19 protein-coding genes are annotated in these 20,374 nt (G+C 39.4%); 12 read left to right on the top strand and 7 right to left on the bottom strand.

Annotated features, from left to right (window positions below; translation table 11 throughout):
- Positions 1–255: 255 nt before the first annotated feature.
- Both rsmD and LQ201_RS21090 read right to left on the bottom strand, forming a co-directional pair.
- Positions 256–789, bottom strand: a complete 534-nt coding sequence (gene rsmD / locus LQ201_RS21095; protein WP_116250695.1) for a 16S rRNA (guanine(966)-N(2))-methyltransferase RsmD — start codon at positions 787–789, stop codon at positions 256–258.
- The gene (locus tag LQ201_RS21090; RefSeq protein WP_230145208.1) at positions 780–1,586 is read right to left on the bottom strand and encodes a DUF3822 family protein; all 807 of its coding nucleotides are present in this window, start codon (positions 1,584–1,586) and stop codon (positions 780–782) included. Before LQ201_RS21090 ends, rsmD begins: the two co-directional genes overlap by 10 nt.
- A gap of 381 nt (positions 1,587–1,967) precedes the next feature.
- Between LQ201_RS21090 and LQ201_RS21085 the strand changes: the two genes are divergently transcribed.
- The 3 genes from LQ201_RS21085 to LQ201_RS21075 all read left to right on the top strand — a co-directional run bounded on the left by LQ201_RS21085 (position 1,968) and on the right by LQ201_RS21075 (position 5,578).
- Complete coding sequence (locus LQ201_RS21085) at positions 1,968–3,107, top strand: putative sensor domain DACNV-containing protein (RefSeq protein ID WP_230145209.1); 1,140 nt, start codon at positions 1,968–1,970, stop codon at positions 3,105–3,107.
- Between the two features lie 254 nt (positions 3,108–3,361).
- Positions 3,362–4,795, top strand: coding sequence for an ATP-dependent RecD-like DNA helicase (locus tag LQ201_RS21080; RefSeq protein ID WP_230145210.1), 1,434 nt, complete (start codon positions 3,362–3,364; stop codon positions 4,793–4,795).
- Positions 4,796–4,906: 111 nt separating this feature from the next.
- Complete coding sequence (locus LQ201_RS21075) at positions 4,907–5,578, top strand: MCP four helix bundle domain-containing protein (protein WP_230145211.1); 672 nt, start codon at positions 4,907–4,909, stop codon at positions 5,576–5,578.
- 218 nt (positions 5,579–5,796) lie between these two features.
- Here the strand turns inward: LQ201_RS21075 and LQ201_RS21070 are convergent, their stop codons facing one another.
- The gene (locus LQ201_RS21070) at positions 5,797–6,642 is read right to left on the bottom strand and encodes a S1 RNA-binding domain-containing protein (RefSeq protein WP_116250690.1); all 846 of its coding nucleotides are present in this window, start codon (positions 6,640–6,642) and stop codon (positions 5,797–5,799) included.
- Positions 6,643–7,024: 382 nt separating this feature from the next.
- Here LQ201_RS21070 and LQ201_RS21065 point away from each other — a divergent pair, with 382 nt between their 5' ends.
- The 8 genes from LQ201_RS21065 to LQ201_RS21030 all read left to right on the top strand — a co-directional run bounded on the left by LQ201_RS21065 (position 7,025) and on the right by LQ201_RS21030 (position 16,941).
- Positions 7,025–7,627 carry an LURP-one-related/scramblase family protein gene (locus LQ201_RS21065; protein ID WP_230145212.1) on the top strand — a complete coding sequence of 201 codons (603 nt, stop codon included), beginning with the start codon at positions 7,025–7,027 and terminating at the stop codon, positions 7,625–7,627.
- A gap of 188 nt (positions 7,628–7,815) precedes the next feature.
- A complete protein-coding gene (locus tag LQ201_RS21060) occupies positions 7,816–9,552 on the top strand; it encodes an ABC transporter ATP-binding protein (RefSeq protein WP_230145213.1) in 1,737 nt (578 codons plus the stop codon).
- Positions 9,497–11,296: an ABC transporter ATP-binding protein gene (locus tag LQ201_RS21055; RefSeq protein WP_230146688.1), complete on the top strand. Its 1,800-nt coding sequence runs from the start codon at positions 9,497–9,499 to the stop codon at positions 11,294–11,296. The genes LQ201_RS21060 and LQ201_RS21055 overlap by 56 nt, the downstream gene beginning before the upstream one ends.
- A gap of 36 nt (positions 11,297–11,332) precedes the next feature.
- Positions 11,333–12,223, top strand: coding sequence for an SMP-30/gluconolactonase/LRE family protein (locus tag LQ201_RS21050; RefSeq protein WP_230145215.1), 891 nt, complete (start codon positions 11,333–11,335; stop codon positions 12,221–12,223).
- A gap of 370 nt (positions 12,224–12,593) precedes the next feature.
- Positions 12,594–15,017, top strand: a complete 2,424-nt coding sequence (locus LQ201_RS21045; RefSeq protein WP_230145216.1) for a DUF4982 domain-containing protein — start codon at positions 12,594–12,596, stop codon at positions 15,015–15,017.
- Positions 15,018–15,380: 363 nt separating this feature from the next.
- A complete protein-coding gene (locus LQ201_RS21040; protein WP_057933358.1) occupies positions 15,381–15,671 on the top strand; it encodes a hypothetical protein in 291 nt (96 codons plus the stop codon).
- A gap of 164 nt (positions 15,672–15,835) precedes the next feature.
- Positions 15,836–16,024 carry a cold-shock protein gene (locus LQ201_RS21035; protein ID WP_025142821.1) on the top strand — a complete coding sequence of 63 codons (189 nt, stop codon included), beginning with the start codon at positions 15,836–15,838 and terminating at the stop codon, positions 16,022–16,024.
- A gap of 245 nt (positions 16,025–16,269) precedes the next feature.
- Positions 16,270–16,941, top strand: a complete 672-nt coding sequence (locus tag LQ201_RS21030; protein ID WP_230145217.1) for a hypothetical protein — start codon at positions 16,270–16,272, stop codon at positions 16,939–16,941.
- A gap of 7 nt (positions 16,942–16,948) precedes the next feature.
- Here LQ201_RS21030 and LQ201_RS21025 read toward each other — a convergent pair whose 3' ends face one another.
- Entirely contained in the window at positions 16,949–17,290 is a 342-nt protein-coding gene (locus LQ201_RS21025; protein WP_230145218.1) for a hypothetical protein, read from the bottom strand.
- Positions 17,291–17,452: 162 nt separating this feature from the next.
- Here LQ201_RS21025 and LQ201_RS21020 point away from each other — a divergent pair, with 162 nt between their 5' ends.
- Complete coding sequence (locus LQ201_RS21020; protein ID WP_230145219.1) at positions 17,453–17,671, top strand: hypothetical protein; 219 nt, start codon at positions 17,453–17,455, stop codon at positions 17,669–17,671.
- Positions 17,672–17,909: 238 nt separating this feature from the next.
- Here LQ201_RS21020 and moaCB read toward each other — a convergent pair whose 3' ends face one another.
- Genes moaCB through LQ201_RS21005 form a run of 3 tightly spaced genes read right to left on the bottom strand, consistent with a single transcriptional unit; the run spans position 17,910 to position 20,371 of the window.
- Positions 17,910–18,818, bottom strand: coding sequence for a bifunctional molybdenum cofactor biosynthesis protein MoaC/MoaB (gene moaCB / locus LQ201_RS21015; protein WP_230145220.1), 909 nt, complete (start codon positions 18,816–18,818; stop codon positions 17,910–17,912).
- A gap of 1 nt (position 18,819) precedes the next feature.
- Complete coding sequence (locus tag LQ201_RS21010; protein WP_230145221.1) at positions 18,820–19,263, bottom strand: molybdenum cofactor biosynthesis protein MoaE; 444 nt, start codon at positions 19,261–19,263, stop codon at positions 18,820–18,822.
- Between the two features lies 1 nt (position 19,264).
- Complete coding sequence (locus tag LQ201_RS21005) at positions 19,265–20,371, bottom strand: HesA/MoeB/ThiF family protein (RefSeq protein WP_230145222.1); 1,107 nt, start codon at positions 20,369–20,371, stop codon at positions 19,265–19,267.
- Positions 20,372–20,374: the final 3 nt, after the last annotated feature.

The following is a 20,374-nucleotide window of genomic DNA, read 5'->3' as shown; positions in this document are numbered from 1 at the left end:
GAATGCACCTGGCTTAATCTTTTATCATTAAGGAATTAAGAACATTAAGAAATTCAGCGGCATTATAACTGGAGCAGACTGCCCATTTTAAGCCTGATTGCAATGGAAAGCCCGGAACCCGATCCTTTATCGGGTGAGGACTTGTAATGAAAAGCAGGACCAAAGGCTGCCACAACGCAAAAATGCCCGCTTTCTAAAAATAAAATAACTATGCGCCATTAACCATGAACTAATGACCAATGAACGACTGAACTACTATAACTCAAAAAAACTGAACGATGAATTGCCGTATTTTCTGGTTTCGGTGTAGCCGGGCTGGCTGTTCAGTTTCATGTTACTTTGGTGTTCTACAATTAACAGGCCATCAGGCTTAAGCAATTGTTGCTCTTTTACCATTACCGGAATCTGTGGGATGTTGGGCATATTGTAGGGCGGATCGGCAAAGATCAGGTCGTAAGCACCGGTCATTTGTTTTAATAACTTGAAAACATCGCCTTTACGCACATCAACCTGATCAAACTGGTGTTGTTTTGCTGTGTTTTTAACCCAGTTTACGCAACCATAATCCATATCAACAGCTAAAATACTTTCTGCACCGCGCGAGGCAAACTCAAAAGTTAAATTTCCGGTACCGCAGAATAAATCTAAAACAGAACAGGTTTCGAAATCATATTTGTTGTTGAGGATATTGAAAAGTGCCTCTTTGGCCATATCCGTAGTTGGGCGCACCGGTAAATTTGCAGGGGGCTGCAAACGGATGCCCTTTAATTTGCCACCAATTATTCGCATAAATCTAAAGCAAGGAGACCGCTGAAATAGTGTTTGGGCATATCGGCCAATAATTCGCTATTTTGTTTTCCAGTGGGAAGGAAGAAATAAAGTTGGTTAAAGTATTTTAATAAGCAGTTATAATGCTCATCATCTTCGTTTATAATGCCTTGTAAATAAACGGGAATGGCATCAGTTAAGCCCAGTTGTTCGATCATCAGCAACAGGAAATAATTAAACTCCTCAGCGTTTTCTGATTGATAATGGTTTTGGAAAACTATCTTTTTATCTTTTATGTAGAGTACATTAAAAGATACTGCTGTAAAATCGATTAATAAAGATTCGTCTGCCAAATGATTAAATAAAACCATTAATGGTTCAGACTGTGGAAATAAATCTGTTTTTTCAGGCAGATTTGCTTTTAAATGCTCATCTAAACAGAAAACGGTATTAAAACCCAGCTTATCGTTGTGTTTAGTGTAAACTTTAGCATCGGAACCTAAATACTTGGAATAAACGGACAGATTTTCACCATCAAACCATTCATCAGGAATGAAAATAAAATTTGAGGTATGGATTGCCGCTTTTACCGTTGCATAGCTTAACGATAGGTAAACGTCGGTTTCAAAGGCAGATTTCAGTTCTTTCTGCACATCTTCACAACCTTGTTTATCAAAAATGATATTAATCTCTTCTGTGTCCTTACCTACCACAGCATAAGAAAAGCTGTCATTCGTTATTTTTAACAATAAATGGCAGTTTGCAGATGCATCAGTTTTAAAATTCGGGTCGACTAATAAGAGACTATTGTTACTCATTGAAACAAAAATAGACTTTTTTAAGGATTAACGGTAAGATGAGGTTAATTTTTTGGGTGCTTTGTTTCTTTGCCACGGAAACACGGAGTTCACGGAAACAATTCTTCGCCATTTTTGCTTACTAAACGACTTGTGGACCGGTGAATTTTTTACCGACCGAGACACCAGATTGAATTGATATTCGCCCAATAATATACAGTTAACTTTGTGTTCTTTGCGCCTTCGTTGTTAATCTTGTCTCTGCGTACATTGCGGTTAAAAGAGCATCAAAAATAGCTGTGTTTATCTGCGAAGATCTGTGGTAAAAATGTCTGTGTTTTTTTACCAAAATCAAACCTTTCGGATATTCAAAAATCGAAATATTCGACTTAAATTCGGAACATGAGTTACAAGCCTACCTACAAAGCGGCAAACACGATTGCAGCAACTATTGAGCAACATTTTGTTAAACTGCATAAAAATGCAATTGCACAGGGTGAGATAGATTTGGCTACTCAACCAGACCGAAAAATAATTGAAGCGATAATTGATGTTGCTTTTTGGAGCAGCTTGCGTAAGGAAGAAGGGCATTCGCCGAGGATTTCGATTGCTTTTTTACCGCCGGATCAAACGTCGAAACCATTGCGCTTTGCGAAAAAACTAGCGTTAAATGCCAATACCTTAACCAAAATAGCGCCTGGGATTGAACGTTCAGGAATTCACTTAGGGGTTTGGGAAGAAGATGGTGAACTTTATATCTGGGGTACAACCCTCAATATTCCGAACTTTTGTTTTGTTGTTGATGTTTCCGAACCTGGATTAATCGTAATTAAACACCGAAGGATTTACGGCATCGGTAAATTTACCAATGTTGCTGTACTTAAAGGAGAGCAGATCCGCATTGTGGATGATACCAGTTGTGCAAATAAAGATTGTCCGCCTATTTTGCAGGCCTTGTTAGATCTGACCGTTTTGGCCAGCTGGAACGATCCCATTAACATTTTGATCCAGTTTTCGGTTTCTATGCGTGCCCATGGTCGTGGAGGAGCCTTGCTAATTGTGCCGAAAGACGATACAAAATGGGAAGAATCTATTATCCACCCGATACAGTATTTGGTAAAACCACCATTCTGTGGTTTATCCAATCTGGCGAAACAGAGCGGCAACCAGAGTGAAATTTTTTCGCAGGGGGCTGTTCGTCGCGAAGTAGAGCATTTAGCAGGTTTAACAGCTGTTGATGGTGCAACGATCATCAACGAAGAATTTGACCTGATTGCGTTTGGTGCAAAAATCGGTCGTGCTAAAGGCAAACCAACCGTAGAGCAGATTGCATTTTCGGAGCCCATTGTTGGTGGCGAAGATAAAATTCTTTATCCCGGACAGCTCGGAGGGACCAGGCACTTTTCCGTGGCCCAGTTTGTTAACGATCAGCCGCAATCTATTGGTTTGGTAGCCTCTCAGGATGGCCATTTTACCATTTTCAGCTATAGTAAAAAACAAAATATGGTAATGGCACATCGCATCGAAACCTTACTTTTGTAATAAGCAAGGAGCAGAAAGCATAGACATAGCGATTGTATTTGTTTGGAAAGGCGCTGTACTGCTAATCGGGTACTGTAGTCCGTCTTTCCGCTAAATTCCCGATCAAACCTTTGGAGAAAAACAAATGTTCATTAGATCGGGAGATACCGCTTCAATACGGTTTAGTTAAATAGGCCTGTGCTAAAAGCTCAGGTACATTTCACGCACACTAAACAGTTAACCGATTAACCGTTTAAAACAATTAACCATTAGAAATGATACTCGATAAAAGTCAGCTTATAGCTTCAGCATACGAACATACACCAACCAAGGAGCAATTGCTTTTTTGCGAGCGGATGTCGGTGTTTTTGCAACAGGACGACGAGTACCGCTGTTTTGTGCTTAAAGGTTACGCTGGTACGGGTAAAACCACCTCTGTAGCCGCTTTGGTGAAGGTTTTGAAACAATTTAATCTGCGTAGTGAACTGCTTGCGCCAACGGGAAGGGCAGCGAAAGTAATGAGCCAGTATTCATACCGAAAAGCATTAACCATACATAAACGCATCTACCGCAAGCGCTCGGCGGCATCGCCCGAAATGCAGTTTCAATTGGCACCTAATCTCTCGGAAAATACGTTGTTTATTATCGACGAGGCCTCGATGATTGCCGATGAATTTAATGAAACAGGCTCTTCAATATTAAGAGATCTGTTGGAGTTTGTGTACAATACCAAAAACTGCTTTTTGCTTTTTGTGGGCGATACGGCCCAGCTACCTCCTGTGGGGAGTTTAGATAGTCCGGCATTGAACGAGCAATACCTCAAAGATAAATTTGCATTAACCGTGTCGTCTGTTGAGTTAAAGGAAGTAGTTAGGCAAGGGAAGAAATCGGGTATTTTGGCCAATGCCACGATGTTGAGAAATCAGATTGCTAAAAATCCTGAAAATCCGATGCCTAAATTCCTGACTAAAAGTTATACCGATATTTACAATATGCCCGGGGCGCGTTTGGTTGAAGGGCTGGAATATGCTTACCGTAAATTCGGCATGGAAAATACCCTGGTGGTTTGCCGTTCCAATAAATCGGCGAATGTGTATAATCAGCAGATTAGAGCCAGGTTGTTGTACCGCGAGGAAGAGTTAACGGGCGGCGATCAGATTATGGTGGTGCGGAACAATTATTTCTGGCTACCAGAAAACGAGGATACTGCTTTTATTGCCAATGGCGATATGGCAAAGGTGATTCGCGTGAGGGGGGAAGAAGAACGTTATGGATTCCGTTTTGCCGATGCCACTTTAGAGTTTATGGATTTCCCCGCTGCAGGGCAGATTAGTTGCAAAGTAATGTTGGATACGCTCAATTTAGAAAGCGCTAATCTGCCATATGAGCAGAATAAAAAGCTTTTTGACGGGCTCAATGAAGATTATGAGCACATTGCCAATAAACGGCAACGGATGTTGGCCATTAAAGCAGATCCTTTTTACAACGCCCTGCAAATTAAATTTGCTTATGCGGTAACCTGCCATAAAGCACAGGGCGGACAGTGGGATGCCGTTTTTGCTGATCAGGGTTATCTTACTGAAGAAATGATTGATCTCGATTTTCTCCGCTGGTTATATACTGCTGTAACGCGAGCAAAAAAAGAGTTATATTTAGTCAATTTTGCGCCTCAGCTTTTCGCGAAGACCGCGCAGGAAGACTACTTTTAGAGGAAGGTGATTACACAGATTTAAGGATTACACAGATTAGAAAGATCTCTCTGATTGAATTATCTTGGTGTACTTTGCGCCTTTGTGTTGAACATATTAACCAGATTATATATGAAATTTGCCTTTAGTCTTAAAAACAAGCTAAAAATAGCTTTTTTGCTTTTCTGCATCATGTGCTGCACCTTGTTGATCCGTTTTTTGGAAGATAAAAGTGTAGAGAAGATTAACGAATCTTTCATTTCAATGTACAACGACAGACTTGTTCCGGCCACAGATTTATATTTTATTGCCGAAAACCTGTACCATAAAAACAAGATTCTTCAGGAAATATTATTCAGGGATGGTACTGTTCAGCCTTCAATCGGTATAGTAAAAATGAATAAACACAATCGTAAAATAGATTCGATAATCAATAAATATGAACTTACTTTATTGGTAAAACAGGAGAGAAATTTTTTACACGATCTTAAAAAAGCATTAACTGTTCAACAGGGATTGGAGGCGAAAATAATAAACATGGCAGGTACTGAAGGAAGAATAATTTATGAGTCGATGGGAAAAAATGCTATTGATGAAACACTGGTTAAGCTTTCGGCCTTGATTAAAATACAATCTAAAGTGGGCAATGATCTGATTAAAGGTTCAAAGATCTTCGTTTCCGGAACAAAGGTATATTCTACCCTGCAGGTTATTTTGGCTATTGTGATCGGAATTATGATCGTAGCTATTGTTTCGGCTTCGAATGCAGTGAAAATTCAGAGCGAGAAGTTTAATTTGAATTAAGTTTTGCCACGGAGACACGGAAATCAATTCGCCTCACCATTGTGGAGGTCCTTCGACTACGCTCTTCAAAGGAGTCCTTTGGACAGGATGACAAAACGCTTAAAGAAACATGATTAGTCGCAGCCTATGGTGGGAAGTTTTGGTTATTTTTTGCCACGGAAGCACGGAAATGGCGAAAAACTATTCCGTGTTAATCTGTGTTTCCGTGGCTGATGCTTTTATTCTGCTTCGTCGTCTGTAATTAATCTGATCGAATCATCAGAAAGTACGATTAAACGCTCCTTATATAGTGAGCCAATGGTTTTTTTGAAGGCACTTTTACTGATCTGGAAGCGGTGATAAATATCTTCGGGAGAACTTTTATCGCCCAGTTCAATAACACCACCACTCTTTTTTAGCTCTTTCAACATCATCTCTTTCGAATCGAGAATATGGCCGTAACCACTTGGCTGTAAGGTTAAATCGATCTTACCCTCCACCCGGATTTTCTTGATCCAGCCTTTGCGCATTTCGCCCGGTTGGATATTATCGAAAACCTCATTATTATAAAGCAAACCGATATAAGTATTGTTGATAATGGCGTTAAAACCAAGATCGGTTTCTTCGGTAATCAATAAGCTTACTTCGTCGCCCTCTTCAAAATCGAAACCATCTTCTTCAACAAAATCATACAGTTTAGAAGAGGCCAACAGGCGGTCGTTGCTTTCATCTAAATATAGGTAAACCACATATTTATAGCCTTTTTGCATCGGCCTTTTTTGCTCACGGTCTGGTACATACACATCTTTATCGATACCAAGATCCATAAAAACGCCATCATCACCATCAGAAACCACCTTCAAAAAAGCAAAATCACCCACTTCGGCATATGCTTTCTGGGTAGTTCCGGTTAAGCGGCCATCTTTTTGTACAAAAACAAAAACGGTAATGTTATCGCCAATTTCTACGCCATTCGGAACGTATTGGTAAGGCAGGATGACCAGTTTATCGCCATCGGTTAAGTTTAATCCAGCTTCTGTTTTGCTTAAAATCCTTAACTCGTTGTATTTTCCTATTTCAATCATGTGTTTTGGGTTTAACCATTTTCTTCAATGGCTTTTGCTGCAAAGGTAGCAATGTTTCGTTGCAAATTGGTTTTAAATCTGTTGGAGTAATTTTAACCGCAGCTAAAAAGGATGCGCACAGATCTTAATATCCGTGTGCATTTGCGATGAAAAAAATAACCTTATTTGCCCTTCACATGGTTACAATTGACAGATTCCTAAAGAAAGGTCGTCATTGCGAGGAGGAACGACGAAGCAATCTTTCATGCCAGTGATCCTTGCCATAAAGATTGCTTCGTCGGCTGAAAAAGCCTTCTCGCAATGACGATCTCTCACAGCTACTTGAACCCGCAATGAAAAAAAATATATATTTTAGCGGCTTATCTAATATTAAAACTACAATATGAACAAGCAGATTCCTCCATTTTTTTTAAGCGATGAGTATTTTATTGATGAGAAAGTAAACTTCTTAAAGTTTGCGAACGAGTACAAAGTTTATAACGATCAGGGTGCCCAGATCGGGATTATTAAGCAGCGTATTTCTGGCTGGCAAAAGGCTTTAACCTTATTGGTTGATAAGCGAATGATGCCTTTTAAATTAGAAATTACCGATATTAACGACCAGTTGCAGGCCACCATTACAAGAGGATGGACCTTCTGGATGTCGAAAATTATTGTGACCGATCCACTTGGTGTTGAAGTGGGCATTATTAAACAAAAATTTAAATTCTTCAAGCCTACTTTTACCATTTCGAGTCCAACATCTGGAGAAGAGATCGCAAAAATCTCCGGCGATTGGAAAGCCTGGAACTTTAGCATCACCAATAATGCAGGTGCTGAAATGGGTAAAATAAATAAAAAGTGGGCTGGTGCTTTGAAAGAGGTTTTCACCACTGCCGATAAATACAATGTGTCTATCGATCCCAGTTATGCAGAAAGCAATCAGAAAGTTGCAATTGTGGCCACGGCCATTACCATTGATATGGTTTTGAAAGAAAGTAAATAAGAAAGTTAATGATTGAATGAGAGAGTGATTGAATGATAAAATGAGTGGATGTAAGGAAGGAAAGATTTAATAAAAATCCCAAACATTCTCTCACTCAAAATTCAATCATTCTCTAATTAATTATTTAGCTATTTAATCATTTCTTTGGGTTAAATTTGGAGCCTACAATTTAAGGTATCTTCATTGATATGGAAAAAACCAAAGAAGCCAAAAAGCCGAGTATTTTCAGTTTACTTGGAAACTACAGGGGCTTAATTTTTATGCTGATCCTGTTTGCGTTGCTCAGTAATGGTATCAACTTACTCTTACCGAAGATTATTGCCAATGGTATCGATTCTTATACCAACAAAACTTTCAACCTTCAATCCATTCTTCTTCAGTTTTCACTGGCTATTGTACTGGTTTTTATCTTTACTTATTTGCAGAGTATCGTACAAACCTATGCTTCTGAACGTGTGGCAAGAGACTTAAGAACAAGGTTGTCTGATCAGATTTCGCGACAGAGCCATGCCTATATTATTCAGGCTAATCCCTCAAAACTGCTGACCAATCTTACGGCTGATGCCGATTCGATTAAAATGTTTGTTTCGCAGGCTATCGTTTCTATCTGCTCGTCTATTTTTTTAATCGTTGGGGCAAGTATTCTCCTTCTGATGATTAACTGGAAACTGGCACTTTGTGTGATTGCTATTGTGCCGATAATCGGTGGCGCATTTTTCTATGTGTTAAGCAAGGTAAAAGTACTTTTCAAAAAGAGCAGGGAAGTGATCGATTGGCTGAACAAAGTAATCAGCGAAAGTATTTTAGGCTCGGCTTTAATCCGGGTAATTAATTCGCAAGCTTTAGAATACAATAAATTTATAGATGCGAATGCCAAAGCGAGAGATTTAGGAATTTCTATTCTCCGTATGTTTGCCGCACTGATACCGGTTATTGTTTTTACAGCCAATTTATCCGGTTTGTGCATTCTGGTACTGGGTGGTCACTTTGTAATTACCAATTCGATGACCCTGGGCGAATTTACCGCTTTTAGCAGTTACCTCACCCTCATTATATTTCCCATTTTGGTAATCGGTTTTATGAGCAATGTAATTGCGCAGGCTACGGCATCTTACCAAAGGATAGAAAGCGTGCTGAATGCTGCTGAGATCAAACATCCAGGTACGCTAAGCACACAATTACGAGGGGAAGTAGAAGCGAAAGATCTTAATTTGAGTTTCGGGCAAAAACCAGTTTTAAAATCGGTTTCATTTTCGGCTAAAGCAGGTTCTAAAACGGCCATTATCGGCCCTACAGCTGCAGGTAAAACACAATTACTTTATATTTTAACAGGTCTTATTGAAGCAGATTCTGGTGCGGTGCTGTTCGATAACCAAGAAATTAAAAAGTACAACCAGGAGAATTTTCACCAACAGGTTGGCTTCGTATTTCAGGACAGCATTATGTTCAACATGAGCATCAGGGAAAATATTGCCTTTAGCGACACCGTTACAGATGAATCGCTTGCTAAAGCAATAGCTACTGCCGAACTTAAAGATTTTGTAGATGCCTTACCTGATCAATTGAATACTATCGTTTCAGAACGTGGAAACAGCCTTTCGGGTGGACAAAAACAACGGATTATGCTGGCCAGGGCTTTAGCGGTGAATCCGAAGATCTTATTGCTTGATGATTTTACAGCCCGTGTTGATACCAATACCGAGAAAAGGATTTTGGAGAACATCCAACAAAATTATCCTGGTTTAACTTTACTTTCCATTACACAAAAAATAGCTTCTGTTGAACATTACGATAAAGTGATCTTGCTGATGCAGGGCGAAATCATTGCAGAAGGAACCCATCAGGAATTGCTAAAAAGCAGTCCTGAATATGTTCAGATTTACAATTCACAACAGAGCACCAGTAATTATGAACTACAATCTTAACCAGCTTAACACCAGGCAGGAAAAGCAATCTACTTTGAAGGCGCTGAAAAGCCTGCTAAAACTGATCTCGGCTGAACGTAAGAACCTTTGGCTGGCGCTGATTGCCATTTTGGTTAACTCAGGTCTGTTGCTTTTGGGACCATTATTGGTAGGCCACACGGTTGATACCTATATCCGCACCAAACAGTTTCATGGTGTGCTTATTTTTGGTGGTATACTGTTAGTGATGTATATGATTGCTATGGTTACCGGTTACACCCAAACCAGGTTGATGGGTGGAGTAGGCCAGCGGATGTTATACACTTTGCGTAATGCCATTTTTAATAAACTGCAGGAGTTACCGGTTTCATTTTTTAATCAGAACAAAGCTGGTGATCTGATTTCGAGGGTGAATAATGATACCGATAAGCTGAACCAGTTTTTCTCACAGTCGTTAATGCAGTTTATAGGCAGTATTGTAACCATGATCGGTGCCGGTATTTTCTTGCTTTCGATTAATTTAGAACTAGGCGCCGCAACACTTTCGCCTGCGGTGGTGATCGTTCTTTTTACGATGGCTTTATCACCCTGGGTAAAAGGAAAAAATGCCAAAAACTTAAAAAGTGTTGGCGGAATGAGTGCCGAAATACAGGAAAGCCTCAACAACTTTAAAGTGATTATTGCATTTAACCGCAGGGATTATTTTAGGAAACGTTTTAATGAAGCCAATACCGAAAACTATAAAACAGCCATAGGTGCGGGTTTAGCCAATAATATTTTTGTGCCGGTTTACGGTTTGTTATCGAGCATTGCACAGCTGATCACCTTATTATTCGGTATTTACCTGATTTCCACTGGCAACTTTACATTGGGTTTATTGGTGAGTTATATTGCTTATACCACCAATTTTTATAATCCGCTAAGGCAATTGGCTGCCCTTTGGACAAGTTTTCAGGTGGCTATGGCCAGTTGGGACAGGATATCGCAGATCTTATCATTAGAGAGTGACCTAAAACAGGTTAAAGTTGACGGAAATATCACTTCTGATGCTTTGCTTGAGTTTAAAAATGTGCATTTCTCTTATGACGACAGTAAAGAAATCCTCCATAACATTAACCTCAGGTTCGAAAAAGGAAAAACTTATGCTTTGATTGGTCCAACCGGAGGAGGAAAGACCACTACTGCTTCTTTAATTTCGCGTTTGTATGATGCCACTAAAGGAACGGTTTTATTAAACGGTAAAGATATCCGTTCATTTTCTGCTGAGGAAAGAACACAAAAAATCGGATTCATTTTACAGGAACCATTTTTATTTACCGGAACGGTAAAAGAGAATATTTTGTATGGCAATAGTCAATATAAGGACGTAAGTGATGCGCAGCTAGAGAAAATAATTGAAGAAGCCAACTTAAATGCACTTTTAGCCATATTTGACGAAGGGCTGAATACACAGATTACTTCAGGATCTGACAGTATAAGTTTGGGTCAGAAACAGTTGATTGCCTTTATGCGTGCGGTGTTAAGAAATCCTGAACTGTTAATCCTTGATGAAGCTACAGCCAACATCGATACCATTACTGAACAACTTTTAGGTAGCATTTTAAATAAACTGTCGAAAGAAACCACGCTTGTTATTATTGCGCACCGTTTAAACACCATCGAAAACGCTGACGAAATTTATTTTGTAAATGAAGGCGAAGTGCAAAAAGCCGGAACGCTGAACGATGCATTAAATATGTTACTGAAAGGGAAAAGGGTAAGTTGATATCTTTATAAACCTATCAGGTAAAAAAAAATACAAATGAGAAAATATTTCTTCTTTTTGGCGCTTTCGGCCTTAAGCACCATCTCCTTTGCGCAAAGCAAAGGGCAAAACCTTTTTGTTCAGGATAGTTTAAAGTTGATTTCTTCACAATTTAAGTTTACAGAAGGTGCATCAGTTGATAAACAGGGAAACGTGTTTTTTACTGATCAGCCTAATGATAAAATCTGGAAATATGGTATTGATGGCAAACTGAGCCTGTATATGGACAAATCGGGAAGGGCAAACGGTACTTATTTCGATAAAAAAGGTAACCTGATTGTTTGTGCCGACGAGAATAATCAGATCTGGTCTATCGATAAAAACAAAAAGATAAAAGTGCTCTTCAGCGATTATGAAGGCAAAAAGGTAAACGGGCCAAACGATATCTGGTTGGATGCTAAAGGAGGCATTTATTTTACTGACCCTTATTATCAGCGCGATTACTGGATCAGGAAATCGCCTGAGATTCAAGGTCAAAAAGTATATTATCTTCCGAAAGGGAAAAAGGAAGCCATTATCGCGACGGACGATATTATCAAGCCTAACGGTATTGTAGGTACTCCGGATGGTAAATTTTTGTATGTGGCCGATATGAATGCCAATAAAACTTATCGTTATCGTATTGGTGCTGATGCGAGGTTAACGGATAAGCAAATTTTCCTTAACCAGCATTCTGATGGAATGACTTTAGACAGTAATGGAAATATTTATGTAACCGGAAAAGGAGTGAATATTTACAAGCCTACTGGCGAAAAAATCGGCCATATTGATATTCCCGAAGAGTGGTGCGGTAATATTTGTTTTGGTGGAAAAGACAAAAACATGCTTTTTATTACGGCTTCAAAATCGCTGTACGTTATTCCAACGAATGCAAAAGGGATAGAGTAATAGTTCATTATAGTCTTTTAAGGGCATGCAAAGCCGACAAAACTAAGAATGAATTAACATGAAAAATTTTTCTGTTCAGTTTATTCAACCCCTAAAAATATTAAAGGCATTAATTAGTTTTGAACTTCCTACTTATAGGGATAGACGACTATGAAAAAGCCCTCTCAGGATTGAAGGGCTTTTTTACTTTAATAGTCTTGTTCTGAAAATGACAATCCAAAAGATATTGCTGATATTCTACTTCGGCATCCTTACTTAGTTCTGCAAAGCTGCAATCAATTTAAAACAACTGAAAGCTGGGAATAATTTGATATGGTGTTAACTTAAAAAGAAGTTATATTGCTGTCGAATTTATCCTAAATAATCTCTGATGAAAAAAATATTATTACCACTTTTTTTAGTGGGTATTTTTTATTTAAATGCTGCTGCGCAAAGAACCGAAATCCTCTTAGATGAAGGCTGGAAATTCTCAAAAGGAAATTTCCCGAATGCTGCCGAAGTCACTTTTAATGATACCCGCTGGGAAAATGTTTCTGTTCCGCACGATTGGGCCATTAGCGGACCTTTTGATAAGGAAATAGACAAACAGGTAACCGCCATCACTCAGAACGGCGAAAGCAAGGCCACTGAAAAAACGGGCAGAACAGGAGCCTTACCTTATATTGGAGAAGGCTGGTACCGGAAAAAACTGAATCTCCCAGCGCTTAAACCAAACCAGAAAGTGTTGCTTCAGATAGATGGCGCCATGAGCGAACCTCGTGTGTACCTGAACGGGAAACAGGTTGCACAATGGAATTATGGCTACAATTACTTTTATATCGACATTACTAACGACTTAAAAACGACCGGTAATTTATTGGCTATCCATCTTAAAAATATGCCGAAATCTTCTCGTTGGTACCCTGGAGCAGGTTTATACCGGAATGTGCATTTAATCATCAAAGCTGAAAAAAGCATCGAACAATGGGGGATCACAGTAACGACCCCAATAGTAAAGAAAGAATTTGCCAAAGTGAATATCAAAACCAAATTAACAGATAAAGGTGTTCGTTTGGTTACGCAGATTTTAGATAGCTTAGGTAAGCAGGTGGCAATTGATACAGCGAAATCGATCTTTGGAAATGAAACCGATCAAAATATAGAAATCAGCAATCCCAAACTTTGGAGCCCCGAAAGGCCTTATTTATATACTTCGGTATCGAGCGTATATGAGGGTGGGGTATTGAAAGATGTAGTGAAAACAAGATTTGGGATAAGAACGATCAATTTTAGTGCAGGTATAGGATTTAGCCTGAACGGCCAGGTAAGAAAATTTAAAGGCGTTTGCCTGCACCACGATCTTGGCCCGCTTGGGGCTGCTATCAATACAGCGGCTTTAAGAAGACAATTAACGATTTTGAAAGAAATGGGCTGCGATGCCATCAGGAGCTCGCACAACATGCCATCACCCGAACAGTTGGAGTTATGCGATGAAATGGGATTCATGTTTCTTGCCGAAAGTTTCGATGAATGGGCGAAGGCCAAGGTAGAAAATGGTTACCATTTATATTTTAATACCGATGCCGAAAAGGATATTGTAAATCTGGTACAGGCCAATAAAAATCACCCCTGTATTGTGATGTGGAGCTCAGGAAACGAAGTACCCGATCAGTTTGGTGCCGAAGGTGTTAAAAGGGCTAAATGGCTTCAGGAAATTTTCCACCGCGAAGATCCTACACGTCCTGTTACCGTAGGGATGGATCAGGTGAAGGCAACCATGCAATCGGGTTTTGGTGCATTAATGGATATTCCAGGCTTAAATTATCGGGTACATCTTTACGAAGAAGCCAATAAGGTTTTTCCGCAGGGTTTTATCCTTGGGTCTGAAACAGCATCAACGGTAAGCTCCCGGGGGATATATAAATTTCCGGTTGCAAAAGGATTTGATAAACAATATCCTGATTTTCAGTCTTCTTCTTATGATCTTGAATATTGTAGCTGGTCTAATGTACCTGACGATGACTTTGTAATGCAGGACGATAAACCATGGGTAATTGGAGAATTTGTTTGGACAGGTTTCGATTACCTCGGCGAACCAACCCCTTATGATAGCAGCTGGCCATCAAGAAGTTCTTATTTTGGGATTTCTGATCTGGCAGGTTTACCCAAAGACCGTTATTACCTCTACAGAAGCCGTTGGAATAAAGCTGCGCCAACCTTACATTTACTGCCACATTGGAACTGGGAAGGAAGAGAAGGTCAAACTACGCCGGTTTTTGTTTACACCAGTTATGATAGTGCCGAACTTTTCTTGAATGGTAAAAGTTTGGGGGTACGTAAAAAAGATAAATCAACACCACAGAACCGCTACAGGTTGATGTGGATGGATGTAAAATACGAACCAGGAACCTTAAAGGTTGTAGCTTTTGACAGCAATGGAAAACCTGTAGCTGAAGAAAAGGTAACTACAGCGGGTAAACCTTATAAAATTGTGTTAACACCGGATAGAAAAGAGATTACGGCCGACGGAAAAGATCTGTCTTTTGTAACCGTATCGGTAGTTGACCAAAACGGTATACCTTGTCCAACAGCCACCAATGCTTTAAACTTTGAAGTAAAAGGAGCGGGGACATTTAAAGCGGTTTGTAATGGCGATGCTACTTCTTTGGAATCGTTTGTAAAACCAACTATGAAATTATTCAGCGGAAAACTGGTGGTAGTGGTACAATCAAACAAGAAAGGTGGGACGATACAATTAAATGTTAAAGGTAAAGGACTAGAAAATGGAAATATAGAAATCGTTTCGGCTAAGTAATCAGTAGTTAATTGGTGGCGTCATTCCCAGCCGGACTGGGAATCTTAATGCTTTGACAAGGTTGGTGAGTGGCATTAAGATTCCCGCCTGCGCGGGAATGACGAATTAGGAGAATATATTGTCATTCCAACTTGATTGGGGATCTTAATGCTTTGACAAGGTGTTTGGTTGGTAAGTAGTATTAGGTTTCCGTCTGCAGGGGAATGACGATAAAGGGGAGGAGAATTTAGCAATTAATTAAAGATTCTTCATTGCATTTAGCCTCAACAGTAATTACATCTATAATTGTATAGGTCCTGTTACAATTAATCTTATTTGGAATAATTTTTTAAATTAGCATATATTAAAAAACCTGATAAGCTTATGGAAAATCTAAAAGAAGAAACCAAAATCAAAGCTTTCCTCACCAGGATAAAAGCAGAGTGGCCAGGAGTGGTAGAACGCTTTGAGTTTAAAACAGGCAGTGTAATTTATGTTCATTTAAAGGAAGGCATATCGAGCATGGATTTTCTCGGTAAACTTTCCAGACAGGTAGAACGTTTTGTCGATTTCAGTATGCCCATTATCTTGTATCATATTGAGAGTGATGGCATGAACTTAAGGTCGCATCCTATTAATTGGTATTCTTCCATTACACAAGGAAAATCTTTTTAATGCCCGTAAACACTCGTGGTTAATACCTCAGACTGTAAAATGGCAGCCGTAATCTTTACAGTTGTAAATCTTTTTGTGCACAATTAGCAATTTTGTTTGCCAGTAATTTTGGTTTTTGGGTTTTAATCCTATTTTTGGTTTTTAATTTAAAAACATCCAGTATAATGAAAAACGGAACAGTAAAATTTTTTAACTCAGAAAAAGGCTTTGGCTTTATTAAAGAAGAGAGCGGATCTGAGATTTTTGTGCATGCATCAGGCCTGATTGACGAAATCAGAGAGAATGATACAGTTGAATACGAAGTTCAAGAAGGCAAAAAAGGCCTTAATGCAGTGAAAGTAAGAGTTGTTTAATTCTTTCCCCAAAAGATTTTGAGCAGGATTTAGTCCTGCTTTTTTTTGTCCTTATATTTTATTACGCCATCGAAACCGGGTACATCATTTACTGAACAAAAAGGTTGAAAAAATTTCCTGCTCATTTCTAGCTGATTACCGATCTGAGCTGCTTTAGACGTTATCGCTATAGCTGTTTTCTGAATTGGATTTTTATTTTTGCTAATGTCGATCTTGTCGGCCGGAACCAAACAAATTAAATATTTTTGCAACTTTCTATTTTTTCAATTCAGGAACCTGTTATAAACAACAAACCTCTTGATCGGGGTACTTTTATGGCTGCAGCACAGTTTGTAACAGCACTTAACTTTGCGGGCGAATTTGAGCTCTTAAGTTTATCGGCCATGAATACAAAGGTTGGAGCAACTAAAAAGGGCGGACTGGTATTTGTACGGAATGGAAAGTTGAAAATGCATCCCGAAATTTACGATCATTTATCCCTGATATCGATATCTTCCATCTGTGCAGGAAGTGTTTATTTCCATGGCCGTGATAAAATTGCTGCAGAAATTGTAAATCTCCCTTATAAGGATGGCCTTTTAAACTTATCAGGTGCTGAAGAGGATTATATGGCCTTTAAACGTTTATGTAGTCCTGTTTCACGGTTCTTTTTGCTACAAGCCAAAAAAGTACAGTGGTCTGCAATCCTATCTACATTTAGGTTTTTTATGATGGAAGGCATTTGGGATGTGGTTAATTTTGTTGCCCATGCGCTGCATCAGGCTGATGCGGATGTGCTCTCCTGTGCACAACTTTTAGAAAGTATGCAAAAACAAGAATGGTATCCTGGTTTTTGTAAGTCGCTACAAGATTTCCACGCCTCTCGTTATCCTTTAAGTAAAGTAGGTTTAGAATCAGAACTGCCAGAAGTGGCCTAAATCCTAATTATTTCAGGTAATTTTCTAATAAAGCACTTATTTCATCTCCAATAGGTCTATTGCCCATGTTATTGAGTTTTTGTTGCGAAGAATTGTGTTTTTCAATATATGTAGCCTCTGTTTTATTGAATTTAAGATAACCCTGCTCAAAATAACGTTCTTCAATTTCGGTAGAAGAATCCATCGACCTGAACCATAATTTAATCAATGAGCCTGTAATTTTATCAAAGTAAAGCCAGTGGTAGGTCGCTTCTGCATCTGCATTGTCGGGCAGACCAAGACGTTGAATTTCTAGAATAGCAGTATCAGAATTTTGGAAAAAGTATAAAATCTTATATTTAGACGACATGCCGCAAAAATAGGACTTAATTTTTTATCACAAAAAACATTTTGCTGTTTAGATTTAATATTTGTTGATGTAGGCAAAGGTTTTGTTTTGAAAGTCGTATACAGCCTATATGTTAAAAAAGAGATGTCATCCTGAGGGATAATTTATTGTATAAAAATCAATATGAATGAAGCATATCCTTTTTTGCCCAGCGGCTCATTCTTGCCTCGGCTCACCGCCGCCGAAAGGCTCTTTCTTTTTGGCATCAAAAAGACCAGCGTAGCTAGCTTGAATGCCGTTAAAAACATAAAAGCCCATGAAAAAACAAAAAATGCCGGCTTAAAATTTTTCTTTAGAGGTCAGTGGTGTGGCTGGGTCTGCGGAATCCGAAAAATTTGTTAGGCCGGATTAAAGTAGAACGGGGATACGGTGCTGTGGCCTAGCTGGGTGGGAATGTATAGTGTCGCTAATATCTTATTGGTAAGCAATTGCAATAACGCCAATGGTAGCCTGTCGAAGGATAATCATTTTTTGATTTGACAAAAATTGAAGGTCTTTGACAGGCTCAGACTGACACAGCGAAAGATTTGACTAATCCTAAAGCCGGTGGTTTATAACCTACTTTGACGATTTATCCTAACTAATGTTTCTCGCCTTTAATTACCTTAAATAAATGCAAAACCTGAGGAAATAAGGCATCCATACTTTCTTCTACAGCACGTTTTGAGCCAGGGAAGGTAAGCACCAATGTTTCTCCAATAAAACCAGCTACGCCACGCGAAAGCATGGCATAAGGCATGCGTTCCTGTCCGTAACGTCTCGCAGTTTCCATAATCCCATCGATATTACGGTCAATTAAAGGAGCAATGGCCTCTGGAGTTACATCGCGGGGGGATAGGCCGGTTCCTCCGGTAAAAATGATTAAATCGTAGCCATCTTTGCTTAACTCGCTGGCTTTATCCCGAATGATATTGATTTCATCAGGTACGATTTCATACTTCCCGGCACTGATGTCCCATTGGGCTAATCTCGAAATAATCGCTTTACCAGCGCTATCCTGTGCTTTGTTTTCGAAAACAGAGTCTGAACAAACTACAACTGCCGCTTTTAGTTCAGGGAATTTGGCATTTTTTAGATCCGATTTTCCTCCCGATTTTTTTAATAGCCTGATGTTTTCTATTTCAACACCTTTATCAATCGGTTTTAACATATCGTACATGGTTAAAGCCGTAACCGAAGCACCATGCATGGCTTCGACTTCTACACCTGTTTTATAAATGGTATGTACTTCTACTGTAATCATGATGGTTAAACCCACAATTTCGTAGGTAATGGCCGTGTATTCAATTGGAAGCGGGTGACAATCGGGAATTACGTCACTGGTTTTTTTTACGCCGAATAAACCTGCTGCACGGGCAAATTCAAATACATCGCCTTTGGGGATTTTGCGTTGCTTAACAGCATCAATGGTTTCTTGCTTCGATACCCTTACAGTAGCGGTTGCAATGGCAATCCTTAAGGTGTTGGATTTTTTTGTGATGTTTACCATATTAGATATTTTCTTTCCACTGGTGGGTTTCGTCTTCGAATATTTCTTTTCCCCAGATCGGTAATTCTGCTTTTAACCGGTCTACAACTTCAGTACAGGCCGCCATTGCCGGTTTACGGTGTGCCGATGAGGTGAAAACAAAAAGGCAGATTTCGCCTGTTTTAACTGTTCCCAAACTATGATAAATATGCATGCAATTGAGTGGGTATTTTTCGAAGATTTCTTCCCTGATCTGGTGCATTTTTTCGAGGGCGAGGTCTTCGTATGCGGTATATGCTATCGCTGCAACAAATTTGCCTTCAATTTCATCTTTTCTCACCTGGCCCATAAAAATACTATGGCCTCCAATAGCTGTTTTGCTATTGTGTTTGGCAATACTGTCGGCTATAAAAGCAGGTTCGATTGGGCCATTTACAAATATGTTTTTTATTTTTTTTTCGCTCATGTTAGGGTTTGAGAAAATGATCTCTCCATTTTACGATACCACCTTTTAAACTGTATATTTTTTTTGCATCGCCATATTTTTCCTGCATGGCCTCTGCTGCGGCTACACTTCTGATGCCGTGCTGGCAAATCAGAACCACATGTTTTTGATAAAATTCTTTACTCATAAAGGCGCCAAATTCTGACATTGGTACCTGCGTAAAGATCTGTTTATCCAGTATGGGTACTTCGTGCCTTTCGCGTACGTCGATTAAAATTGTCGATTCTAACTGCTGAAGTTTAACCAGTTCGCTGGCATCAATTTCTGCATATCCCTGTGGCCCTTCGCTCGTATCCTGATAATCCATATTTAAAAATTCATCAACAGTTTTGGGAAGGGTATAACCGCCTCCGTGACTGATTTTGATGGTATATTGTTCTTGTGTAAGTAAGTTGTAACTTAAAATTTTATTGGTGAGCGGCTGCCCGATTTTGGCAATCAATTTAATGGTTTCTGCGGCTGCCATAGTACCCAATATGCCTGGCAATACACCTAGAACGCCATTTTCGGCACAATTGGCCACTTCTCCTTTATCGGGTGGAATGGGGAAAAGATCTCGGTAATTGGTGCTGGGTGTTAAATGATCGGGGGTGTTAAATACGGCTAACTGGCCCTCAAAACCTGAAACTGCAGCAAATATAAGCGGTTTGTTCAAAAGTGCACAGGCATCGTTAATCAGGTACCTGGATTCAAAATTGTCTGTACCATCCAATATGTAATCGTATCTGGATAGAATATCGAGAATATTATTTTTCTGCAAGCGGATGGGGTGGCGGATAATCCCGATCTGTGTATTCATCTCCTGCAAGCGCTTTGCTGCAACCTCTACTTTCAGTTTCCCGATATCAGCCGTTGTAAAAAGAATCTGTCTATGTAAATTGGATAATGAAATGGTATCGTCATCAACTAGACCAATATGGCCAATGCCGGCAGCAGCGAGGTATTGCAGCGCAGGACAACCCAAGCCACCAGCACCAATTACAAGTACTTTTGCCCTTAAAAGCTGCTGTTGTGCCTCCTCTCCAAATCCTTTAAGGATAATCTGCCTGTTGTATCGTTCTGCACTCATATC

This window comes from Pedobacter sp. Bi126, from assembly GCF_918698245.1.
Lineage (GTDB): Bacteria > Bacteroidota > Bacteroidia > Sphingobacteriales > Sphingobacteriaceae > Pedobacter.
Note: the sequence above shows the minus strand (reverse complement) of the source record. Positions and strands in the feature narration are given on the sequence as shown.

Bases quoted from the DNA above. Each gene is read 5' to 3' on its own strand.
- LQ201_RS21035 (WP_025142821.1), top strand. From the start codon at position 15,836: ATGAAAAACGGAACAGTAAAATTTTTTAACTCAGAAAAAGGCTTTGGC.
- LQ201_RS21070 (WP_116250690.1), bottom strand. From the start codon at position 6,642: ATGATTGAAATAGGAAAATACAACGAGTTAAGGATTTTAAGCAAAACA.
- LQ201_RS21090 (WP_230145208.1), bottom strand. From the start codon at position 1,586: ATGAGTAACAATAGTCTCTTATTAGTCGACCCGAATTTTAAAACTGAT.
- moaCB (WP_230145220.1), bottom strand. From the start codon at position 18,818: ATGGTAAACATCACAAAAAAATCCAACACCTTAAGGATTGCCATTGCA.
- LQ201_RS21055 (WP_230146688.1), top strand. From the start codon at position 9,497: ATGTTCAGATTTACAATTCACAACAGAGCACCAGTAATTATGAACTAC.
- LQ201_RS21005 (WP_230145222.1), bottom strand. From the start codon at position 20,371: ATGAGTGCAGAACGATACAACAGGCAGATTATCCTTAAAGGATTTGGA.
- LQ201_RS21025 (WP_230145218.1), bottom strand. From the start codon at position 17,290: ATGTCGTCTAAATATAAGATTTTATACTTTTTCCAAAATTCTGATACT.
- LQ201_RS21080 (WP_230145210.1), top strand. From the start codon at position 3,362: ATGATACTCGATAAAAGTCAGCTTATAGCTTCAGCATACGAACATACA.
- LQ201_RS21060 (WP_230145213.1), top strand. From the start codon at position 7,816: ATGGAAAAAACCAAAGAAGCCAAAAAGCCGAGTATTTTCAGTTTACTT.
- LQ201_RS21020 (WP_230145219.1), top strand. From the start codon at position 17,453: ATGAATGAAGCATATCCTTTTTTGCCCAGCGGCTCATTCTTGCCTCGG.
- LQ201_RS21065 (WP_230145212.1), top strand. From the start codon at position 7,025: ATGAACAAGCAGATTCCTCCATTTTTTTTAAGCGATGAGTATTTTATT.
- LQ201_RS21040 (WP_057933358.1), top strand. From the start codon at position 15,381: ATGGAAAATCTAAAAGAAGAAACCAAAATCAAAGCTTTCCTCACCAGG.
- LQ201_RS21050 (WP_230145215.1), top strand. From the start codon at position 11,333: ATGAGAAAATATTTCTTCTTTTTGGCGCTTTCGGCCTTAAGCACCATC.
- LQ201_RS21045 (WP_230145216.1), top strand. From the start codon at position 12,594: ATGAAAAAAATATTATTACCACTTTTTTTAGTGGGTATTTTTTATTTA.
- LQ201_RS21075 (WP_230145211.1), top strand. From the start codon at position 4,907: ATGAAATTTGCCTTTAGTCTTAAAAACAAGCTAAAAATAGCTTTTTTG.
- LQ201_RS21010 (WP_230145221.1), bottom strand. From the start codon at position 19,263: ATGAGCGAAAAAAAAATAAAAAACATATTTGTAAATGGCCCAATCGAA.
- LQ201_RS21085 (WP_230145209.1), top strand. From the start codon at position 1,968: ATGAGTTACAAGCCTACCTACAAAGCGGCAAACACGATTGCAGCAACT.
- rsmD (WP_116250695.1), bottom strand. From the start codon at position 789: ATGCGAATAATTGGTGGCAAATTAAAGGGCATCCGTTTGCAGCCCCCT.